Here is a 22,316-nt window from a genome sequence, read left to right as displayed (position 1 = left end):
AGTGAATGATAGAATGAGCGAAAGAATGATTGAGCGAATGAGTGAAATTGACAACTGCGATAATGAACTGGTTGGTGAACAGCCAGCGAATTACTCAAACTATTCGAAAGGACAGTTTCTGGACGATATTGAACGCCGGTTGAAGATGTTTATGCTTCGCTGCGTCAAACTTTGTCGTTCGTTGCCGGATAATTTTGAGAGCCAGCATTTCGGACGTCAGCTTATTCGGTCTTCCTCCTCGGCAGCAGCGAATTTCAGAGCTGTCAGGCGAAGTAGAAGTCAGAAAGAGTTTTTTGCAAAGCTTAGTATTTCGCTAGAGGAGTTGGACGAATCGCTTTTCTGGCTCGAAACACTTATTCTAACAGACCTCATTCCAGAACATCGATTGGCTGATTTAATTGACGAAGGAAATCAGCTTCTTAAAATCTTGTCAAAATCACGAAAAACAGCGGGCGACTGAAATAAAGAGTGAAAGAGACAAAGACCGGGTCGCCGGGCGGTGAATGAGCGAAAGTTGGGCAGGGGCTTGTATTTCGCTCCCGGATGTTAATTTCATCGTCCGTCACTCTTTCGCTCTTTCACTCTCTCGCTCTTTAAAACCATGAAAACCATCAAAGGGCCAGCTATCTTTTTAGCGCAGTTTTTAGGCGATGAAGCGCCTTTTAATTCATTGGATTCTATTGCCAAATACATGGCTGACCTGGGGTATAAAGGTATTCAGATACCAACCTGGGACCCGCGTATGATTGACCTCAAACAAGCGTCGGAAAGCCAGACGTATTGCGATGAGCTCAAGGGAAAACTGGCTGATATTGGCGTAGAAATTACCGAGCTGTCGACGCACTTGCAAGGGCAGTTGGTGGCGGTTCACCCGGCTTATTCGGCGATGTTCGCGGGCTTTGGTCCGGCGGAACTAGCTAACAGCCCCAAAGAGCAGCAGGAGTGGGCTACCAACCAGTTGATCATGGCCGCCAAAGCCAGCCAAAACCTGGGCCTGACGTCGCACGTAACGTTCTCGGGCGCGTTGATGTGGCCGTTTGTTTATCCCTGGCCACAACGTCCGGCGGGACTGCTTACGACAGGTTTTCAGGAACTAGCGAAACGCTGGTTGCCGATCCTGAACGCGTTCGACGAAGCCGGGGTCAACGTTGGCTACGAGCTGCATCCGGGCGAAGATTTGCACGATGGAATTACGTTCGAAACCTTCCTCGATCACGTCAATGGTCATCCACGGGCGGGGATCAACTACGATCCGAGCCACTTCTTGCTGCAACAGCTGGATTACCTGCAATTTATTGATTTCTACCACGACCGGATTTATGCCTTCCACGTCAAGGATGCCGAGTTCAATCCGACGGGAAAACAAGGCGTTTACGGCGGTTTCCAGGGCTGGGTTGAGCGTGCGGGCCGGTTCCGTTCGTTAGGCGATGGCCAGGTTGATTTCGGTGGTATTTTCAGCAAACTGTCGCAGTACGATTACGACGGTTGGGCCGTGTTGGAGTGGGAGTGCGCCATCAAGCATCCAGAGCAGGGTGCGGCAGAAGGTGCACCGTTCATCGACAGCCACATCATCCGGGTCACCGAACGCGCTTTCGACGACTTCGCCGGAACAGGCGCTGATGAGGAATTTAACAAGCGAGTTTTAGGCTTGTAAGGTTTTGAAAAACGAAGAAGGCCGGTTTTGTCCGGCCTTCTTTATTCGTCTGATCGAATCGCTATGGTTGCAATCGTCTGTTTTCTATCCCTGCTTTTCATCGCCATTGGCTTTATCGTCACGCCGGACAATGCCCGGTATCTACTGTCGGGCTATAACACCATGTCGGAGGAAGAGCGGGCTAAAATCGACATTGCAGCCTATTTGCGGTTCTTCAAGCGCTTTCATGTGTTTCTGGGTATATCGCTTCTGATTTCGGTACTAGTGCTGCATTTTTTGATCGATAAAGACGCCGCCGGTATTGTTATGGTATTATATCCGCTAATGGCTTATCTTTTTTTTGTTGTAAAAAGTAGACGTACCGCCACCGCCACTAAACAGCAGCGCCGCATAGCTATTCTTCCGATTGGACTGATGGTAGTAGTAATCATCGCCGTTACTATGTTGCTGCGCAATGGCACCGAGGCTAATCCGATAAAAGTGACCAGGGAAGAATTGATTATTGACGGGATGTATGGCGAGCAGATTCCCAGAAAATCAATCAAAGCCGTCGAGCTGGTCGATGAGCTGCCCAAAATCGCGTTAAAGACAAATGGTTTTGCGATGGGAAATCATAAGAAAGGAAAGTTTAAGACCAAAGAAGGAAAAATAATCACCTTGCTGGTCAATACGAAAAACAAACCTTATCTGAAATTGAAGACCGACACGCGCGAAATTTACATCAGCTCAGGTGAGGTTTCAGCCAGCGATTTGTACCAAAAGCTAAAAGAAAACTGAATTGCCGGGACAGCAGAGGGAAACACTGGTTACCTTTGTGGATATTAGATATTAAAGTATGTTTTGGTACGAAGAAGAAGTTCGTCTCCTCGAAAAAAGAATTCAAAAAGAAATCATCGAACCCGATAATGTGGTTTTTTACGGCAGTTCCTCCATTCGGCTTTGGACAGGTCTGGCGCAGGATTTTCCCGAGTATAAACCCGTAAACCTTGGCTTTGGTGGCTCTACACTGGCCGCCTGTGCCTGGTTCTTCGATCGGCTGGTCTTGCCGGCACACCCTACCTCCCTGATTTTTTACGCGGGCGATAACGACCTGGGCGACGGTCGCCACCCGGAAGAAGTGTATCTCTTTTTCTGTGCCTTTGCCGAGAAGATGGCGCGGCAGCTACCCGGGGTTCGGCTGGCATTCATGGCCATCAAAGCCAGTCCGGCGCGCTGGAACTTGGTTGACCGCATTCGCTTTGCCAACGAAATGATCCGAAAAAAAATAGCCGAATTGCCCTTCTGTGTCTATATTGATGTGCACACGCCCATGCTTGATGCCGCAGGAAAGCCGCGTCGGGAACTGTTTGAGGCGGATGGGCTGCACCTGAGCAAGGCCGGATACCAGCTCTGGAAACAGGTTTTGCTTCAGCATCCCGAAATCTTTTAACGATTTCTTTCTGTTTTGCTAACAGAGGGTTCGTAAAATCATCCGATTTTCGGTTAACTATTCAGTATGACCATGCAGCGTGAATATTACGAGTGGTTTAGTCCGCATCTCCACCGAAAGATGGAAATGCTCGTTTTTGGGCATGCCGGAGCACGCGTACTGGTTTTCCCGACTCGTCACGGCCGCTTTTACGATTACGAGGATTTTGGCATGCTGGGTGCGCTGGCGGAGCCAATTAACAACGGCTGGCTACAGTTATTCTGCGTTGATAGTGTCGATAGCGAAAGTATTTATAATAAATATACGCCGCCCCAAAATCGGATTGAGCGCCACAACCAATACGAACAGTATATTCTGAAGGAGGTGCTGCCCTTTACGCAGCACCTTAACCCCCAGCCGTTCCTGATTGCGCACGGCTGTAGCCTGGGGGCCTACCACGCGGTAAATGTTGCCTTTCGGCACCCGCACCTTTTTGGTAAAGTCGTGGCCCTGAGCGGCCGCTACGACATCGCTGTTCCTACTCCTGGATTTCGGGGGCTGTTTGATGATTATTACAACGAGGATATTTACTTCCATAACCCCAATCACTACCTGCCCAATCTGGAAAACGACGCAATTCTGACGGAATTACGCCGGATGGAAATTGTGCTGGTAATTGGCACTGAAGATCCGTTTCTAAATAGCAATCTGGTACTGAGCGAAATATTAAAATCCAAAGGTATTTCCCACGAGCTGTACATTTGGGATGGACGTGCGCACGAAGCAGTTCACTGGCAAAAAATGGTGCAGCTCTATTTGTAATTTATTATAAGTAACTGGTTATTAGTCTGTTATTATTAGCGTTATTTTCTTCTCTACTGAGTATCAAGCGCTCTAGAAGTGCAAGCATACTGCCTACCACTACCTCCTCCCTGAATAACTCGACAATCGGCATTGTTTTTGATAAACCGGAAAATTGAATAAATCATTTTGCGGAGGATTCAATGACTTAAAAATGAATTGACGAACGAAGCCTTACAGAAAAGGCAACCTTCAACTGAGCGTACAAATGCCGCTAGTCCGGCAGAAGCCACTTTCTTCACTTAGTATACTAAAATCGCAGCCATCACCAGCAAAAAGCCTCGTGACGTGGCTGCACAACTTTAAACGGAAAACTTATGAAAAACATCCACTATGCGACTTTTACCCAAGCTGCTTTTGCAGTTAGCTATGATTGCATCGCCACTCTACACGGTGGCACAACTTCAAATCTCTGATCCAAAAACCCGCGCTGTATTCCAGCGTAACAACCAGAACCAGGCCGTCATACCCGTAAAAGGAACCTGTGCTGCGGGAACAAATCGCGTGGAAGCGAGGTTGGTTGCCCGAGACAATCAGGGAACGTCCACCGACTGGAAAGTAATTGATTACACCATCGAAAACAATCAGTTTTCGGGTGGACTTGCCGGAAGCGCCGGCTGGTATAATCTTGAAATTCGCTCACTTTCGACCAGCGGAGTAACCGCCGCATCCACGCTTGAGCGGGTGGGCATTGGCGAAGTTTTTATTATTGCTGGCCATTCCGTATCGCAGGGAAACGAAACCTCGACCGACGGAACTGCCGAAGACCGGGTAAACCAGGTCTACCAGCCCTACGATGCCAATTTTCAGGATTACGAGCGAACAGCTAACCCGGAGAAATTAAGCGGCCTGGTTTTCAGTCAGTACAACAACTCTGCGCGACCGGGTCCTTTCGGCTATAATCCACACATCTGGGGCAAATTCGGCGAATACGTAGCGCAACGCTATAACGTTCCAGTCTTGATTTTTAACGCTGCTTTTGGGGGAACAAACCTGGAACATTGGGCTAAATCGGCCCAGGGCTTGCCTTTCGAGCACAGCTTTGTTCATTCAAGCATCCGAATGCCCTACATCAACGTAAAAAATACGCTGGATCGGTATGTCAGGTATTTAGGAGTACGGGCAATTCTTTGTGATCATGGACAGAATGACTACCAGAATCAGAATGTTAGTCAACTGCTGGACTATTATAAAACGTGGGTAGCGCAGGCTCGAAATGATTTAGGGTATGCTCCTTTAGCTGTTATGATTAACCGCGCAACCCCGCAGATTCTTCCTTCACAGCCGAACCAGCCAATTATAAAATTTCCGCATATTCGCTCTGTGCAAGAGCAAATGAGCCAGCAGCCCAATGCTTTTCCGGGACCGGATTATGACACGGGCCTCGCCTCGCCCCATCGCCCGGATGGAATCCATTTGACACCGGATGGTCAAAATCGGGCTGGTCAACTGTGGGCCGATGCTGTTTCTGCCAATTTCTTAGGTGCCTCGCAGCCCTGGCTGCCTGGCTATCAGGAAACGGCTCAACAAGGGCCGAGTACGCCTCCGCCTGCCAACACGGCTCCTACCGTAGCTCAGGCCATTCCCGCTCAAACGGCTACGGTTGGCGTGGGGTATTCGTATGCCATTCCCAACAGCACCTTCTCGGATGCTCAGAACAACATCACCACCTACCAGATCACGGGCTTGCCAGCGGGCCTTTCAGCCAGTGGCTTAAGCATCAGCGGCACACCCACCACGGCGGGTTCCTCGACTGTGACGGTGAAGGCCACCGACTCGGGCAACCTCTCGGTGCAGACCACCTTTGTGCTGACGATTAGTCCGGCAGGTACCACACCGCCACCGACGAATCCGCCGCCGACCACGGCTTATGTTAACCCGGAAGGGCACTTGGATCAGGCGAGTTGCACCACGGCCTCAGGTTGGGCCGCTGATCGGGGACGCTTGAACCAGTCCATTAGCGTGGATTTGTATGTAGATGGCACCCTGGTGGGCACGGTGCTGGCCAATCAACTCCGGTCGGATCTGGCAGCGGTGTTAGGCGATAATGGCTTGCACGGCTTTAGCTTCCAGATCCCGGCTCAGTTCCAGACCGGGGGCACCCACACCCTAACGGTGAAGTATGCGGGTTCGGATCGGTTGTTGAACACCGCCAGCAAGACCTATAGCTGTGCCGGTGGCAGTACGCCTCCGCCTGCCAACACGGCTCCTACCGTAGCTCAGGCCATTCCGGCTCAGGCAGGAGTGGTGGGGGTGGGGTATTCGTACGCTATTCCCAACAGCACCTTCTCGGATGCCCAGAACAACATCACCACCTACCAGGTCACGGGCTTGCCAGCGGGGCTTTCGGCCAGTGGCTTAAGCATCAGCGGCACCCCCACCACGGCGGGTTCCTCGACTGTGACGGTGAAAGCCACTGACTCGGGCAACCTCTCGGTGCAGACCACCTTTGTGCTGACGATCAGCCCAGCGGGCACCACGCCACCACCAACGAACCCCCCGCCCACCAACCCGCCGCCCACTACGGCATATGTGAATCCAGAGGGGCACTTGGATCAGGCGAGTTGCACCACGGCTTCGGGCTGGGCGGCTGATCGGGGACGCTTGAACCAGTCTATCAGTGTGGATTTGTATGTAGATGGCACCCTGGCGGGCACGGTACTGGCCAATCTGCTTCGGTCGGATCTGGCAACGCACCTGGGCGATAACGGTCTACACGGCTTTAGCTTCCAGATCCCGACCCAGTTCCAGACTGGGGGTACGCACACCCTGACGGTGAAGTATGCGGGTTCGGATCGGTTGCTGAGCACCGCCAGCAAGACCTATAGCTGTGCCGGTGGCAGCACGCCTCCGACTAATACCAACACGGCTCCCACCGTAGCTCAGGCCATTCCGGCTCAGGTAGGAGTTGTAGGGGTGGGGTACTCGTATTCGGTGCCCAATAGCACCTTCTCGGATGCCCAGAACAACATCACTACCTACCAGATCACGGGCTTGCCAGCGGGGCTTTCGGCCAGTGGCTTAAGCATCAGCGGCACACCCACCACGGCGGGTTCCTCGACCGTGACGGTGAAGGCCACCGACTCGGGCAACCTCTCGGTGCAGACCACCTTTGTGCTGACGATTAGTCCGGCGGGCACCACGCCACCACCGACGAATCCCCCGCCAACCAACCCGCCGCCCAGTACGGCATATGTGAATCCAGAGGGGCACTTGGATCAGGCGAGTTGCACCACGGCTTCGGGCTGGGCGGCTGATCGGGGACGCTTGAACCAGTCTATCAGTGTGGATTTGTATGTAGATGGCACCCTGGCGGGCACGGTACTGGCCAATCTGCTTCGGTCGGATCTGGCAACGCACCTGGGCGATAACGGTCTACACGGCTTTAGCTTCCAGATCCCGACCCAGTTCCAGACTGGGGGCACCCACACCCTGACGGTGAAGTATGCAGGTTCGGATCGGTTGCTGAGCACCGCCAGCAAGACCTATAGCTGTGCCGGTGGCAGTACGCCTCCGCCTGCCAACACGGCTCCTACCGTAGCTCAGGCTATTCCGGCTCAGGCAGGAGTGGTGGGGGTGGGGTATTCGTACGCCATTCCCAACAGCACCTTCTCGGATGCCCAGAACAACATCACCACCTACCAGATCACAGGCTTGCCAGCGGGGCTTTCGGCCAGTGGGTTGAGCATCAGCGGTACACCCACCACGGCGGGCTCCTCGACTGTGACGGTGAAGGCCACTGACTCGGGCAACCTCTCGGTGCAGACCACCTTTGTGCTGACGATTAGTCCGGCAGGTACCACGCCACCACCGACGAACCCACCGCCCACCACGGCATATGTGAATCCAGAGGGGCACTTGGACCAGGCGGGTTGCACCACGGCCTCGGGCTGGGCCGCTGATCGGGGGCGCTTGAATCAGTCCATCAGCGTGGATTTGTATATTGACGGTAGATTAGTGACCACTGTTTTCGCCAATCAGTATCGGTCAGATCTGGCGGGTGTATTGGGTGACAACGGTCTGCACGGCTTTAGTTTCCAGATACCTACTCAATACCGGACGCCAGGGGGGCACACTATGACCGCTAAATATGCGGGTTCCGATCGTTTTCTGACTACCTCAACAAAAAGCTATACCTGTTCGCCAAGTGGAGGCCGGGTTGCTGCCCCTGCTGAAGAAAAAGCAACGGACGCCGAAGGAAACTGGTTGAGCTATCCGAATCCCGTGGAAGATAAAATCACGGTAACCATTCCAGCGGCGTTTAATCCGTCGGAACTGGGTTATGCAATTGCTTCACCAACGGGATATGAAACGCCAGTAACGCCCCACGCAGTTGATGGACAGCGTGTGGTGCTACCGGTATCGTCTTTAAAAACAGGGTTTTATATTCTTTCGGTGAAGAAGGATGGCCGGGTAATTAAAGGCCTGAAAGTGTTTAAAAAATAAGTGGTTTTCAGTAACAGGCGCGCTTCTATAGCGCGCCTGTTTTATGCTTTTTTATTTGCTATAACGGTCGTTCCGCCACGGATAAGCCGTGTTGGAATAGCCCCGCTCTTCCCAAAAACCTTTGCTGTCCCCCGCCAGAAATTCAATCCGCTTAATCCACTTCGAACCTTTCCAAGCGTAAAGCTGGGGCGTAATCATGCGCACGGGGCCACCGTGTTCAAGGGGAAGCGGTTGCCCATCAAACGTATGCACTAGCAAAACGTCGGGCTTTAATGCTTCTACCAACGACAAATTCGTGCAGTATCCATCATAGCCGTAGCACATGACGTGCGTAGCCGTGTCCTTCGGCATGACTAAAGCAGCCAGATCGGCGAAGCGAACACCGACCCAGGACATATCCAACTGCGACCAGGTAGTGACGCAGTGAAAGTCACTCACGTCGTTGGTTTGGGGTAACGCCATGAAATCGGCCCATTTCAATCGGGTTGGATTTTCGATCTCCCCATCCAGATTTAGTTGCCATTTGTCTAGCGGAATATTGGGATGGTACCCCAGATCAAGAACCGGCCATTTCTTAGTAACTGTCTGGCTTTTGGGAATTTGTGGCATCCCATGCCGATTGGTTGGCCCCTTGCCCAGCGGTTTATCATCCGCCATGGAAGGGGTGTTTTCCATGTCTTGCTCAAACCGGCGCTTGAGCTTCATGCGCGCTTCAACGATGCGGTCGAGCTTTGAATTGGTAGGATCCTGCGGTGCGCTTTCCATAGTCAGATAAAGGCAATTTGTCCTCTATTAACAGCAAGGAAAAGCGACTTGTTCGCGGTAGTAGGGGTAATTTGGCAGGACGGCGATGAAACCGTACCTGCCCCATTTTTAGGCTTTGCGGCGGTTCTCCGTGAATATAGCCAGACCGATAAACGCCAGGAGTAGCACCGAGCTGATCAGGTCTACTGTTTTACCGGCAGAAACCGAAATCGGATCGAAGCGGAAGACAATGATATGTTTTCCAGCGGGTACGCGCAAGGCTCGTAATACGTAGTCGGCGCGGAGGTGCGGAACCTCTTTGCCGTCGATGGTCACTTTCCACTCATCGCGCACATTGTAGTATATCTCCGAAAAAACGGCCAGTTGTTCCGTTGTGGCGTTGCTTTCGTAAGTTAGCTCGTTGGGCTTGTAGTTCGTCAGTCGGATGTTATTTGCCACCGAATCGGCCTGGATGGTCAAACCTTTGAGTTGTTCATTGAAGCGCTGATCTACCACGGCGGTTTTCTTTGGATCAAGCGTATTCATGGCCGTCATTTCGGCATTGGCATCGGGAACAATCTTATACTCACTTACAAACCAGGCGTTGCCCAAGGCATTCGGATTCAATTGGGCAACAGGTGCACCTGCCTGTTGTTGGCCGGGAGCAGGTTGACCCTGACTAATCAGGTATTTTGTGTTGAGCATGTTGATGACATTCTGATTGTTGCGGTAAATCTGGAACGTCACCAGTTCTTCGTAGCGCCGGATTTTTGCCGCGTGATATCCCCCCAAAGACTTATGGAAATAGGAAGCGCGCGCATCGCTCATGAAATCCGTAGTTACATCAAGCACCCGGAAATTAGGGTCCTTGTCGGCTAGAATCTGCTGGTCGGCTGGCGAAGGTTCCAGCGTTTGCTGAATGGCGCTTTTACTCACAAAATCGTCATTATTCAGGTAGCGCTTGTCAACCCCAAACAAATCGAAAATCATCAGGCCCAATAGAGCCGGATAAATAACGACCGGCTTCACTTTATCCCGCAGATACAGCCAGATAAGACCGCCAGCCAATAAAATCAAGACGGCAGACCGGAAGGCATCCCCGCGCAACAGACCAACGCGGTCGTCAATCATGGCCATCAGGATTTGATTGGCCAAATCTTTGCTTTGCAAACCCTGTTCGAGGCTAGCCACAAAATTATCATCGCCAGCGCCCCGGAAGTTAATAAACACGGTAGGAGCAATGGCCAGCAGCAGCGACAAGCCCCCTGTTAGCGCCAGACTAATCAGTAAGGGGCGATTGACGTCTTTAGTTGGGATTTTTTTATCCAGAATTTGTTTCAGGGCCACAATGCCCAGCGCGACCATCGGAATCTGGGCCAGCGACAAGACCATCGTTACCGCCCGGAACTTGTTAAAGACAGGGAAATAATCAAAAAAAGCGTAGTTGACCGCCGGGAAATTCTTACCCCACGCCCAGATAATATACAGCAAGGTAGTGGCCAGCGCCCACCATTTCAGTGGGCCACGTACGGTGAATAAGCCTAAAATAAACAGGAAAATCACGATAGCGCCCGCGTAGGCCGGTCCACCCGTCAAGGGCTGGTCACCGTGGTAAAGCGGGAGTTGCCGGACAAATTGCTCGGCCATATTTGGGTCGATGCCGATACCAACCATTTTCTTATACGTCTCCGAACTGGTGGACAGTGAGCCCATGCTGGAGCCCCCCACAAAGCTGGGAATCAGCAAGGTAAGCGTCTCGGATTTGCCGTAGCTCCAGCGAAAGGCGTATTCTTTGCCTAAGCCATCTTTGGGAGTAGCATCGTCGGTCGTCGTGGAGGCAGCGCCTGCGGAGGGTGGCGTGAGGGTGAGTTCGGCTTTACCACGCTGCGTAACCGTTGCGTAGTCAGCAGCGCTCCAGAGGCGGGTTGTATGGGTCCCTACGGCAATCAGGGCGGCGGCGGCGAGGGCTCCTCCAGCCAGCAAAAGATGACGCATTTGCCCTTTCTGAATGGCCCGAACGCTTTCTAAAACAATGTAAATCACCATTCCAATGGCCAGATAGTACGTAATCTGGATGTGGTTGGCGTAGAGTTCCAAGCCTAAAAACAAGGCGGTTAAGGCGGCACCCGCGATGTAGCGTCCGCGCAGTGCCAAAATCGCTCCGGCTAAAACGCCCGGTGCGTAGGCAATGGCCAGCACTTTCGAAACGTGACCGGCTTCCAGACTCAGCAGGTGATACGAGGCCAATCCGTACGCAACCGCGCCTAAGGCCGAGAGCCAGACGTTGGTGCCCAGCGCCAGCATCAGCACATAACCACCCAGCATCAGCAACCAAATGTAGTTGGCCGGATCAGGCAGTAGCAGGTTGATGTATTGACCTAATTTGGTAGTCAGACTCGTTGGATACTCCGCCGCAATCATGAACGAAGGCATCCCACCGAACATGCTATTGGTCCACCACGAATGTTCGCCGGTTTGTTTTTTATATTCGACAATCTCGCGGGCAGCGGATACTGACTGAATGATGTCGTGTTGGTTAAGGCGTTTGCCGTTCAGTACTGGCGAGGCATACAGTACGGCCAGAATAGCGAACCCGATGACGGCAATCAGGTGAGGAAGAAACCGTTTAAAATTCATAAAAACTCGTTACTCGAAGGGAGCCGATTCGTTTAGTTTCGGAATTAACGAGTAAAGAAACACTTTTTTTGCCGAAAGCCGAGAACGCAAAGCTGGATTGTTGCTTACTTCTTCTTCAAGTCGGCTAGCGTACCTTTAATTTGGCTCACCAGCTGGCTTTTATCAAAAGCGCTATTGCCATCGGGGCTAACCAGTTTACTCCGAAACTCGATCAGGTAGGAAGTCTTTTTCTTCTTAAACAAGGCTTTCCAGGCCACATTATCAAATTTGCCGGGCTTGAGCGTTACCGGAAAAACAACGGGCCGGGTCGAATTTTTTGGAATAATGATCGGTTCAGGCTGCGATCCTTCCGCGACCAAATCCTCATCGATTAGGACTTTGTAGTGGGTATCCGTAAAGTGAATGGGAAAAACATTCGGGTTGGTAATCTCGACTTTGGCCGCCAAATCCGTTTCCTTGAAGCTTATTTTGCCCCAGTCAATATCCTGCACCTTGACCTTGGGTAACCGCAGGGCAGGAAGGCGCTTTTTGCCTTCAACTTTAAACGTGCGCTCGCCCAACACGGGTACATCCATGGCAAACGTAGCCTGAACTCGATAATCAACGCTATCCACGCCCCGTTGTTCTAACTCTTTCAACAAGTTGTTTGTACGCTTCATGAATACCTTGACCGGCAACGTAACCAAGCTGCTATCAGAGGATTCTATTTCAATGGCTTTTTTGTATAAATCTTTAGAAATCAGGGTTGTATCGATGTAAAAGGCGTAATCAAGCTCCCGCGCCTTGAACGACACCGGCAAAGGATTGTCAATCAGCATCTTCATATTTATGCTGACTGCATCGTCGGCAATGTCGGTGATTTCAAACTTGCTTAGTTCGAGGCGAGGCTTAAGAGCGGTTCCGTAGGGCTCCTGGGACGCCTTTTCTTTTTGGCGCTGGTACCAGACGTAAGCGCCTAAAGCGCCGATAAGCAGTAACAATAGCGCAACCCATCCTCCCTTTTTCATACCGTTGGTGTTAAGTATGTGTATAACCTCCTCAGTCGAACTACTGTTTATTTATAATCCTATCCATAACCCCTATCCATAACCTGAAGTAATAAGCAATAATCAAAAGTAAAGCGTACTTTGCTCGGTGGAACGGAATACGGGTTACTTTTGTATAAGACTAAATTTCCGACTGTGCCAGCCTGCCGCTGGCACTTTCTTTAGATTGATTAGTTTACTAACTCGATAGAGAATATTAATTTATATAACCTATGTCCTTTCAATTCACCGATAACGTTAGCTCAGCGGCGCAACGCGATATTCTGGATTTACAGAAAAAAATAAATGTGTTTTCGTCCGGTGAAATGACCGATGAACATTTTCGGAAATTCCGTCTGGCAAGAGGGGTTTATGGACAACGGCAGCCGGGGGTGCAGATGATCCGGATTAAATTGCCCCACGGACGCCTCACCGCTGATCAATTAACCCGCATTGCCGATTTGTCGGATAAATACGCTACGGGAAACCTACACGCTACAACGCGGCAGGATATTCAGCTTCACTTTGTTAAACTGGCCGATACGCCCCAGCTCTGGGCCGAATTGGAAGACGCCGGAATTACGTTACGGGAGGCCTGCGGCAATACCGTTCGGAACGTGACGGGTTCAGCCAAAGCGGGTGTTGACCCTGATGAACTGTTTGACATTACGCCTTACGCCTACCGTATTTTTGATTATTTCCTGCGGAATCCAATTTGTCAGGAAATGGGTCGGAAGTTCAAAATTGCTGTTTCTTCCAGCGATAAAGATTCGGCGTATACCTACATGCACGATGTGGGCCTGATTCCCCGGATTCAGGACGGCAAACGGGGCTTTAAGGTCGTGATAGGTGGTGGCTTAGGGGCTCAACCTTACTCGGCAGAAACGGCGTTTGAGTTTTTGGAAGAAGACAAAATTATTCCCTTCACGGAAGGCGTGATTCGCGTTTTTGATCGCTACGGCGAACGCAACCGTCGGCACAAAGCCCGGATGAAGTTTCTGCTGCAGGATATTGGGCTGGAAGAGTTTTTGAGACGCGTTGAGGAAGAGCGACTGGCGCTGAAAAATAAAGAATTTGCGATTGACACCGAGGGCTTCGAAGCGAGCCTGCCCGATGGAAGCGGAGATGCCCCAACTGTGAGTGCCGATTTAAGCGAGGATGAAAACTACAACGCCTGGCTGCGTACCAACGTTTTCGAACAGAAACAAAAAGGCTGGTATGCGGTGCAGCTTCGGGTTTTGTTGGGCGATATGCATGCCAATACGGCGCGGGCACTGGCCCAAATCGTAAAGAATTACGCAGCCGACGACATCCGGGTGACGGTCAACCAGGGGTATCAACTACGGTTTGTCCGTCCTGAAAACTTACCGGCGCTGTACGAAAGCCTGAACGCTTTGGGTCTTGCCGATCCGGGCTTCGATACCACGGCTGACATTACGACTTGCCCCGGTACGGATACCTGTAACCTCGCTATTTCGAGCAGCTACGGCATTACGCGGGCGCTGGAAGTAATGATGAAGCAGGAATTTCCCGACCTGATTTATAATAACGATATCAAAATTAAGATTTCGGGCTGTATGAACGGTTGCGGTCAACACAGCGTGGCCAATATCGGGTATCAGGGCAGCTCGCTGAAAAGCGGCGCTTACGTACTGCCTGCCTTGCAGGTGCTGCTGGGTGGTGGCTTCAACGGAAAAGGGGAAGGTCTGATTGCCGATAAAGTAATCAAAGTGCCAACCAAGCGGGGACCGGAGTCTTTGCGGGTGCTGCTTAACGACTACGATACCAACGCCTTTGAAGGGGAATATTACAGCGATTATTACGCGCGTCAGGGCAAGAATTATTTCTACACGTTGCTGAAGCCGTTGGCCGATCTGAAAACGCTCACGCAGGACGACTTTATCGACTGGGATCATACGGAACAATTTGTAACCGAAATCGGGGTTGGCGAATGCGCAGGCGTTATGATTGACCTGGTGGCAACGACCCTGACCGAAGCCGAAGAAAAAATAAACTGGGCCTGGGAAGCACAAGCCGACAGCCGCTGGGCCGACGCAATCTACCATGCCTACAACGTCGTTATCACCAGCGCCAAAGCAGCTCTGATGACGAAAGAAGTTCCGACCAATACCCAGCACGGCATTGTTAGTGATTTCGACAAAAATTTCCTGAATGAACCGGGCTTCCACACGGAAGAAGGCGCATTCAAAACGCTGGTTTTCAGTATCAATAAAAACGAACCATCCGAAAGCTTTGCTCAGCAGTTTACGGAGCTGGCCAATGCCTTTTTGATTCAGGTTAAAGCGTACCGCCAGCAGCAGATTGCGCTGGTAGGATTACCTGATTTGCAGGAATTGAGCATGGCAAAAGACAGTTAATTCCAAAAGGCGGATGTGGAGCCGAAAAGCTTTGTAATAAAATGATGAAATTAACACTCGTTGGCGCTGGACCGGGCGATCCGGATTTGATCACGGTAAAGGGAATTAAGGCGTTGCAACAGGCCGATGTGGTCATGTACGATGCGCTAGTGCACCCTGATTTACTGGAACATTGTCGCCCCGACGCATTGAAAGTATATGTTGGTAAGCGCTTGGGCGCGTATTCGTGTGTGCAGGAAGAAATTAACCCGCTGATTGTGCATTATGCCAAAAACTACGGGCACGTTGTTCGGCTGAAAGGCGGCGATTCGTTCGTATTTGGGCGGGGTTATGAAGAGTTGGAGTATGCCCGGCAGCATGGGGTTGAAATCAATGTGATACCGGGCTTGTCGTCAAGCTACGCAGTGCCCGCCTTGGCTGGTATTCCCATGACCACGCGGGGGCTGAGCGAATCCTTCTGGGTTGTGACCGGAACCACCAAAAACGGTCAGTTTTCGCAGGACTTGCGTTTCGCGGCTCGATCAACGGCAACGGTCGTTGTCTTGATGGGCATGCACAAACTGGCGGAAATCATGGACGTTTTCGAAGCCTGTGGCAAGGCCGATACGCCCGTAGCTATTATTCAGAACGGCTCCTTACCAGAAGAAAAAGTAGCCGTAGGCCAGGTTTCAACGATTGTTGACATTGTGGCACAAACCAACATTGGTAACCCCGCCATTATTGTAGTTGGCGAAGTGGCTGCTTTAAGAAATGAATCATTAGTAGATTTGCAGGAAATGATCAGTATCCAGCGATGAATACCTTATTTCCGATTTTTGTCAAAATTGAAAAATTGCAAACGCTCGTTGTGGGCGGCGGTTATGTCGGGTTGGAAAAGCTAACGGCTTTGCTCGCCAACGCTCCGGAAGCGCCCATTACGCTCGTTGCTCCGGAAATTCGCGCGGAAATCGTTGAACTGGCCAGCCAGAACGCCAACCTGACGCTAATCAAGGACTCGTACGATTCGAGCTACTTAACCGACAAAGACCTGGTTATTGCCGGGACAAACGACAAGGCGGTAAATCTTCAGGTGCAGCAGGAGTGCAAAGCTAGACGGATTCTGGTTAATGTGGCCGATACTCCTGATTTATGCGATTTTTACCTCAGTTCCGTGGTTCGGAAAGGGGATCTGAAAATTGCCATATCAACTAACGGGAAGTCGCCGACCTTTGCCAAGCGGTTTCGGGAAGTTCTGGAAGCCATTTTGCCCGAGAGTTTGCAGGAAACGCTGGATAATTTACAGACAATCCGCAATCGCCTGAAAGGGGATTTTGTGCAGAAAATGGAGCGCCTCAACGAGATTACCAACGTGCTTCGTTCCCCAGCAGAAGAAGAGAAACGAGAGTTATAAAAGCAAAAACGGAATAGCTGACGAACAGACTATTCCGTTTTTGCCTTTCAGGCCGCGCCACTCATCCGGCGAGCAGTACTCAGATGGAAAAATGGCAACGAAAAATAATACAATGATAAAATGCTAAGGCAGGACGTGAGCCAGCGAAGGTATTTTGTTCCCTAGAATGAAAAAGTAAACCAATCCGCCTAGTACCAGGTAGCCAGCAACCAACCATTTCTTTTTCTGCTCAAAATCGGAAGGATGATGGTGGTAGTCATAGTACATCGATGTTGATAAGGCCATAACCATCAGGAAAAAAGAAAAGACACCGCAGTCGCTGCGATACGTCTGGAGCTCTTGCAGGAAACGAGCACCCATGAGGATATAAAGTAACCAGAAGCCAAATCCGGCGCGGTATAAATAAACACTTAGCCGGCGGTCATTTTTGATGTCAAAGAGGCGGTCCGACATGATTGTCAGGAATTTATTTTAGTGAAATTACGTAATTTGTACCAAAGAACCAAGCTGGTAGTCAGCATGCATACTATCATAACGAAAAAATGACAACAAACAATCAACCCACCGACGCACCAAAAACGAAAACAATGAAGGTAGAATTGAATCGGGTAGATGATGCCTTTCATTTTGAAGCCACGGGTTTGTCGGATGTTCCCATTCATATCGACGGTGCTGTTGACATTGGTGGCCATAACGCGGGTGCTCGTCCGATGGAACTCTTGCTGATGGGGTTAGCGAGTTGCAGCGCCATCGACGTGATTCTGATTTTAAATAAACAACGGCAACGCATCGACGATTTCCGCATTACCGTTGAAGGAGTGCGTCCGTTGGATGTGAATCCAGCGCCATTTTCAACCATCAATTTGCATTATATCCTGAAGGGCGATATCAGCGAAGACAAAGCGCGTCGGGCTATCGACTTATCGATGGACAAGTACTGTTCCGCCACGGCGCAAATTCGTCCAACGGCTCAGATAACCTATTCGTTGACCATCGAAGCCGCTTAATCAGGACTAGAAATTAGTAGAAAACCCTTTGCTGATCGGTGAAGGGTTCTTTCTTTTTTGATAATTTTGCGATTGGTCAACTGGCCACTCGAATTTGATTTCCTCTATGCAGCAATACCACGACTTACTCACGCATATTCTGAAAAACGGCACGCGGAAAACCGACCGCACGGGCACCGGAACCATCAGTGTTTTTGGCCACCAGATGCGCTTCGATTTGCGAGAAGGCTTTCCGCTGGTTACGACCAAAAAAATTCACCTGAAGTCGGTTATTCACGAATTGCTATGGTTTATTAAAGGCGAAACCAATATTAAATATTTGAATGACAACGGGGTACGTATTTGGGACGAATGGGCGGACGAAAATGGAAACCTGGGTGATGTGTATGGAAAGCAGTGGCGAAGCTGGCAAGCGCCCGATGGCCGGACGATTGATCAGTTGCAGGATGTGCTGAATCAGTTGAAAAACAAGCCTGATTCGCGCCGGATTATTGTTTCAGCCTGGAACCCGGCGGATGTGCCCCACATGGCGCTGCCGCCCTGTCACGCCTTTTTTCAATTTTACGTAGCCGACGGAAAACTTTCCTGCCAGCTTTATCAGCGCAGTGCCGATGTCTTTCTGGGTGTTCCGTTCAACATTGCGTCCTATGCCTTGCTGACGATGATGATTGCGCAGGAATGCGGCTACGAAGCGCACGAATTTATCTGGACCGGGGGCGATACCCATATCTACCTGAATCACCTGGAGCAGGTTGATTTACAGCTTTCCCGGGAGCCACGGGAGCTGCCAAACATGCGCTTGAATCCATCGGTAAAGTCCATTTTTGACTTTAAATACGAAGATTTTTCGCTGGAAAATTATAATCCTTACCCGACCATAAAGGCACCTGTTGCCGTATAAATCACGGGGCGCGAAGAACGAGTACTGTTTTGTATCGTTCTTCGCGCCTTCCAGTGCTCAATCAAGCCCGTTTCTGACGTAATTTCTCATATTCGCGTTCTGCCAGATTGTTTTCTCCCTGGCCGTGGTAAACGGTGAAATAATGGGAGGCAAGGCCAATTCCCCAACCCAGCATCGCCCAGATAGGCCAGGGGTAATGAAAGCCGTTCCAGCGGCCATTCGAGAATAACAGGCTCGTTAGCAGCCATATAGCCCATAAGCAACTAATGACAATCAGGTATGAGCGCAGGTGAATTTTAAAACCTGCACGGGCTTTCGCTTGCTTCCAGAGTTGGGGGTCACGATTTTCCATTTCAGTAGTGTTTATGTGGTAAGTGGCGTTTCTTTCCGATGTAACAAACTTAAGTTTTTATTCCCCGCAGCTCTATCTTTTTCCGATTAACCTCTCTCTGAGCCGGATAAACACTCTTTTTATTGTCGTGAATGGCACCTTTTCTCAAAGCTGCTCAAGTTTATAACTTACTATCAGGTTTTAAAAAAAGAGTGTTCAACATGGCAGACAGTCTTACGAGTCCAAATTAAAGAATGAAATGAAGTTGAAAGCTGTGCCTAAAATAAGGCTGAATCGGGCCATTTCGTCTTGATCCAGAGGCTAATAAAGCGTCGGCTAACTTGGATTAATGATATTTTCTCCGTAACTAGAATCTGATATCTGAAAGAACAACCAGACTTCGCCAGCAAATGATAACACAAACTGAGACCTATAAACTTACTCAATATAGCACCGCTGCCGGCAGCGGATGCAAAATTTCTTCTGATGTATTGGCCAAAATATTACACGGAGCAGATAGCACTTCGCCTGTCATTGGGGCCAATTACGCCAATTTACTCGTTGGCAACGACAGCCGCGACGATGCCGCCATCATGGAATTAGGCAACGGCGAGGCGATCATCAGCACAACCGACTTTTTCACGCCAATCGTGGATGATGCCGCCGACTTTGGGCGCATCGCAGCTGCCAATGCGATTAGCAATGTATATGCAATGGGGGGCGAACCAATCATGGCCGTTGCTATTTTGGGGTGGCCATTGGATAAGTTACCGCCTGAACTGGCAGGGCAAGTATTGGCCGGGGCGCGGGAGACCTGCGCGGCGGCGGGAATTCCGCTGGCGGGTGGCCATAGTATTGAAAGTCCGGAGCCTATTTTTGGCCTGGCCGTGACGGGCAGAACGCGCCTGAACCGAATTAAACAAAACAATACCGGAACGGCGGGCTGCTGTCTTTATCTGACGAAACCACTGGGAACCGGCATCCTGAATACGGCGCAGCAACAAGGCGTGCTTTTGCCAGAACAGGCAGGCTTGGCGATTGAACAGATGGCGCAGCTCAATCGCTTTGGAATTGTGCTGGGTAAGTTGCCGTATGTGAAGGCCTTAACGGATGTTTCCTCTTTTGGCCTGTTGGGCCATTTGGTGGGCATGGCGGAAGCCAGCGGCTTGAGTGCCGAGATTCATTTTGACAAAATTCCTCAATTGCCAGGGCTCGAAAACTACCTGAGCTATAGCACCATTCCTGATTGTACGCATAAAAATTGGGATGGATATAGCCATAAAGTCGGTGCTATGACGGAAGAACAACGTTATATCCTGGCTGACCCGCAGGTTAACGGTGGCTTGTTAATTGCCATTGAACCCGGTAGCGCCTCGGAATTTGAACAGGTTGCATACGAAAACAACTTGAAACTAACGTCTATCGGGCAGTTGGTAGAAAAGCGGGAAAATGTTATTTATGTAGTTTGACAAGAAGGACGGAGATAAGCGGGCGCTGTTCCTGCTTCTTTTTGGCCATCTTTTACTGTTTGCTATGAAACTTTATTACCGCCAGGTAGGAGAAGCTGGCACCCCAATTATTATTCTCCACGGCATTTTTGGTTCGTCTGATAACTGGCTGACCATTTCCAAGTCTATTGCGGATAATAACCACCGTGTTTTTCTGGTTGACCAGCGGAATCATGGGCGGTCGCCGCGCAGTGATGTGTTTGATTATGAATCGATGGCGTCGGATTTAGCCGAATTCATTCGGGAACATCAATTGGATAAACCCGTTTTGATCGGGCATTCAATGGGCGGGAAAGTGGTTATGCAGTTTGCCATGGACTACCCGGATCTATTCAGTAGAGTGGTGGTGGTTGACATTGCCCCAAAGTTTTACCCGGTCCACCACGGCGAAATTCTGCGCGGCCTGGATGCCATTCCGCTGGAAAGTATCAAAAGCCGCAGCGAAGCGGATGACTTACTCAGTGAGTATGAACCGATTCCAGCAGTCCGACAATTCCTGTTGAAAAACCTTTATCGCAACGAAAAAGGACAATTCGACTGGCGATTGAACCTGGATGTAATTAGCCGCGAGATTCACGGCGTTGGCGAAGAGCTACTTCATGCGCGTACGGTTACCGAGCCAACTTTGTTTATTCGAGGCAGTGAATCAGGCTACATTCGGGATGAAGATATTGACATCATCCAGAAGCTATTTCCTAATGTTACGCTCGAAACCATCGAAGGTGCCGGGCATTGGGTTCAGGCCGAGAAACCAGAGGAGTTTGTGAAGGTATTAAGCCGTTTTCTAGAGTCCTGATGCCAACGCTTTATCTTATTCCAACCTTGCTCGCTGAAGGAACGGCTGAGCAGGTGCTGCCTTTATCCATTCGGGACGTTATCAGCCAGACCAGTACGTATTTCGTAGAGAACGCGCGCACGGCCCGGCGCGCCATCAGTGGCCTGAAAACGGGGCAGGTAATTGATGAACTGACGTTTCACGAATTGCACAAAGATACGCCAGAAGCCGAAACCCGCCAGCAACTCGACAGCCTGACAAAACAAGGCCGTAATGCGGGCGTATTGTCGGAAGCAGGCTGTCCGGGCGTGGCTGATCCGGGGGCGGTGGCCGTGCGACTAGCTCACCAGCGGGGCTGGAAAGTAGTGCCTCTGGTTGGTCCCTCGTCGATTTTGCTGGCCCTGATGGCTTCGGGCATGAGTGGGCAGTCCTTTGTTTTTCATGGCTATTTGCCCATCGACCGCAACGACCGAGTTCGGGTGCTTCGTCACCTGGAAAAAGAAGCCCAGCAACGGCAGCAAACGCAGATTTTTATGGAAACGCCGTACCGGAACAACCATTTGTTGCAGGATATTCTCGCCAACTGTCAGGCTGAAACGAGGCTTTGCATTGCCAGTAACGTAACGGCGCCGGACGAAGTTATCCGCACTCTTTCTATTCGCGAATGGAAAAGTCAGAAAATGGATTTGCATAAAAAACCTACTGTATTTCTACTTTTATAAAGCTATTTAGAAGGGGGTATGGATCGTTACAGCAGTCTTATTGCCTATCATAACTGGGCCAATCGGAACACGTTTGACCAGGTTAAATCATTATCAACCAGTGAATTTGAGCAGCATCTGGGCGGAAGTTTTCCGTCTCTAAAACTGACAATTACGCATTTGCTTATCTCAGACTGGATGTGGCTGAATCGCTGGCAGGGTAATTCTAAAGTGACTATTCCAGCTGATTGGGATACAAGTACTGTAGGATCGATAGAAGCAATCTGGCGGCCCATTCAAGAGAAAATTGAGCACTATTTTCAGGCTGATTTGACAGCTCGGTTGGAGGAAACCGTAACGTTTATAGCAGTTTCAACGGGTGATACCTACACAGTGCCGCTGTGGCAAACCATTAATCATGTGGCTAACCACGGAACTTACCACCGGGGCCAGATCACGAACATGGTGCGTATGTTGGGCTACCAGCCTGTCAAGACAGATTTATTTATATTCTATAACGAAGAAAATAAGCGCGAGTAAGATTCCAGGA

At 50.5% G+C, this 22,316-nt stretch carries 20 protein-coding genes; 15 read left to right on the top strand and 5 right to left on the bottom strand.

Features of this window, described 5'->3' with window-relative positions; genetic code table 11:
- The first annotated feature begins 37 nt into the window (after positions 1-37).
- The 6 genes from L0Y31_RS18810 to L0Y31_RS18785 all read left to right on the top strand — a co-directional run bounded on the left by L0Y31_RS18810 (position 38) and on the right by L0Y31_RS18785 (position 8,369).
- The gene (locus tag L0Y31_RS18810) at positions 38-460 is read left to right on the top strand and encodes a four helix bundle protein (protein WP_234734630.1); all 423 of its coding nucleotides are present in this window, start codon (positions 38-40) and stop codon (positions 458-460) included.
- 141 nt (positions 461-601) lie between these two features.
- Positions 602-1,654, top strand: a complete 1,053-nt coding sequence (locus L0Y31_RS18805; RefSeq protein WP_234734629.1) for a sugar phosphate isomerase/epimerase family protein — start codon at positions 602-604, stop codon at positions 1,652-1,654.
- Between the two features lie 63 nt (positions 1,655-1,717).
- The gene (locus tag L0Y31_RS18800) at positions 1,718-2,431 is read left to right on the top strand and encodes a DUF3784 domain-containing protein (RefSeq protein WP_234734628.1); all 714 of its coding nucleotides are present in this window, start codon (positions 1,718-1,720) and stop codon (positions 2,429-2,431) included.
- 58 nt (positions 2,432-2,489) lie between these two features.
- Complete coding sequence (locus L0Y31_RS18795) at positions 2,490-3,083, top strand: GDSL-type esterase/lipase family protein (protein ID WP_234734627.1); 594 nt, start codon at positions 2,490-2,492, stop codon at positions 3,081-3,083.
- 66 nt (positions 3,084-3,149) lie between these two features.
- Positions 3,150-3,884, top strand: a complete 735-nt coding sequence (locus L0Y31_RS18790) for an esterase family protein (RefSeq protein ID WP_310587112.1) — start codon at positions 3,150-3,152, stop codon at positions 3,882-3,884.
- Positions 3,885-4,256: 372 nt separating this feature from the next.
- Positions 4,257-8,369: a putative Ig domain-containing protein gene (locus tag L0Y31_RS18785; protein WP_234734626.1), complete on the top strand. Its 4,113-nt coding sequence runs from the start codon at positions 4,257-4,259 to the stop codon at positions 8,367-8,369.
- A gap of 51 nt (positions 8,370-8,420) precedes the next feature.
- Here L0Y31_RS18785 and L0Y31_RS18780 read toward each other — a convergent pair whose 3' ends face one another.
- The 3 genes from L0Y31_RS18780 to L0Y31_RS18770 form a co-directional block, all read right to left on the bottom strand.
- Positions 8,421-9,134 (bottom strand): molybdopterin-dependent oxidoreductase, encoded by a 714-nt coding sequence (locus L0Y31_RS18780; protein WP_234734625.1) that lies wholly within the window; start codon positions 9,132-9,134, stop codon positions 8,421-8,423.
- Between the two features lie 108 nt (positions 9,135-9,242).
- Entirely contained in the window at positions 9,243-11,750 is a 2,508-nt protein-coding gene (locus tag L0Y31_RS18775; protein ID WP_234734624.1) for a YfhO family protein, read from the bottom strand.
- Between the two features lie 104 nt (positions 11,751-11,854).
- Positions 11,855-12,757 (bottom strand): LEA/WHy family protein, encoded by a 903-nt coding sequence (locus L0Y31_RS18770; RefSeq protein WP_234734623.1) that lies wholly within the window; start codon positions 12,755-12,757, stop codon positions 11,855-11,857.
- 251 nt (positions 12,758-13,008) lie between these two features.
- Here L0Y31_RS18770 and L0Y31_RS18765 point away from each other — a divergent pair, with 251 nt between their 5' ends.
- Genes L0Y31_RS18765 through L0Y31_RS18755 form a run of 3 tightly spaced genes read left to right on the top strand, consistent with a single transcriptional unit; the run spans position 13,009 to position 16,543 of the window.
- A complete protein-coding gene (locus tag L0Y31_RS18765) occupies positions 13,009-15,153 on the top strand; it encodes a nitrite/sulfite reductase (protein ID WP_234734622.1) in 2,145 nt (714 codons plus the stop codon).
- Between the two features lie 44 nt (positions 15,154-15,197).
- Positions 15,198-15,950, top strand: coding sequence for a uroporphyrinogen-III C-methyltransferase (cobA, locus tag L0Y31_RS18760; RefSeq protein WP_234737202.1), 753 nt, complete (start codon positions 15,198-15,200; stop codon positions 15,948-15,950).
- Positions 15,947-16,543, top strand: coding sequence for a precorrin-2 dehydrogenase/sirohydrochlorin ferrochelatase family protein (locus tag L0Y31_RS18755; protein WP_234734621.1), 597 nt, complete (start codon positions 15,947-15,949; stop codon positions 16,541-16,543). The genes cobA and L0Y31_RS18755 overlap by 4 nt, the downstream gene beginning before the upstream one ends.
- A gap of 123 nt (positions 16,544-16,666) precedes the next feature.
- Here the strand turns inward: L0Y31_RS18755 and L0Y31_RS18750 are convergent, their stop codons facing one another.
- Positions 16,667-16,996, bottom strand: a complete 330-nt coding sequence (locus L0Y31_RS18750) for a hypothetical protein (RefSeq protein WP_234734620.1) — start codon at positions 16,994-16,996, stop codon at positions 16,667-16,669.
- A gap of 89 nt (positions 16,997-17,085) precedes the next feature.
- On the opposite strand from L0Y31_RS18750, the gene L0Y31_RS18745 reads away from it, so the two are divergent.
- Together L0Y31_RS18745 and L0Y31_RS18740 are read left to right on the top strand one after the other, a co-directional pair.
- Positions 17,086-17,550 carry an OsmC family protein gene (locus L0Y31_RS18745; protein WP_407084043.1) on the top strand — a complete coding sequence of 155 codons (465 nt, stop codon included), beginning with the start codon at positions 17,086-17,088 and terminating at the stop codon, positions 17,548-17,550.
- A gap of 106 nt (positions 17,551-17,656) precedes the next feature.
- Positions 17,657-18,451 carry a thymidylate synthase gene (locus tag L0Y31_RS18740; RefSeq protein WP_234734619.1) on the top strand — a complete coding sequence of 265 codons (795 nt, stop codon included), beginning with the start codon at positions 17,657-17,659 and terminating at the stop codon, positions 18,449-18,451.
- A gap of 61 nt (positions 18,452-18,512) precedes the next feature.
- Here the strand turns inward: L0Y31_RS18740 and L0Y31_RS18735 are convergent, their stop codons facing one another.
- A complete protein-coding gene (locus L0Y31_RS18735) occupies positions 18,513-18,803 on the bottom strand; it encodes a 2TM domain-containing protein (protein WP_234734618.1) in 291 nt (96 codons plus the stop codon).
- 389 nt (positions 18,804-19,192) lie between these two features.
- Between L0Y31_RS18735 and selD the strand changes: the two genes are divergently transcribed.
- The 4 genes from selD (at position 19,193) to L0Y31_RS18715 (ending at position 22,306) form a co-directional block, all read left to right on the top strand.
- Positions 19,193-20,251, top strand: coding sequence for a selenide, water dikinase SelD (gene selD / locus L0Y31_RS18730; RefSeq protein ID WP_234734617.1), 1,059 nt, complete (start codon positions 19,193-19,195; stop codon positions 20,249-20,251).
- A gap of 64 nt (positions 20,252-20,315) precedes the next feature.
- Entirely contained in the window at positions 20,316-21,086 is a 771-nt protein-coding gene (locus L0Y31_RS18725; protein ID WP_234734616.1) for an alpha/beta fold hydrolase, read from the top strand.
- Positions 21,086-21,787, top strand: a complete 702-nt coding sequence (locus L0Y31_RS18720; protein ID WP_234734615.1) for an SAM-dependent methyltransferase — start codon at positions 21,086-21,088, stop codon at positions 21,785-21,787. The genes L0Y31_RS18725 and L0Y31_RS18720 overlap by 1 nt, the downstream gene beginning before the upstream one ends.
- An 18-nt stretch (positions 21,788-21,805) precedes the next feature.
- Entirely contained in the window at positions 21,806-22,306 is a 501-nt protein-coding gene (locus L0Y31_RS18715) for a DinB family protein (RefSeq protein WP_234734614.1), read from the top strand.
- The last annotated feature ends 10 nt before the right edge of the window (positions 22,307-22,316 follow it).

Origin of the sequence: Tellurirhabdus bombi, from assembly GCF_021484805.1 — a bacterium.
Taxonomy (GTDB): Bacteria; Bacteroidota; Bacteroidia; order Cytophagales; family Spirosomataceae; genus Tellurirhabdus; species Tellurirhabdus bombi.
Note: the sequence above shows the minus strand (reverse complement) of the source record. Positions and strands in the feature narration are given on the sequence as shown.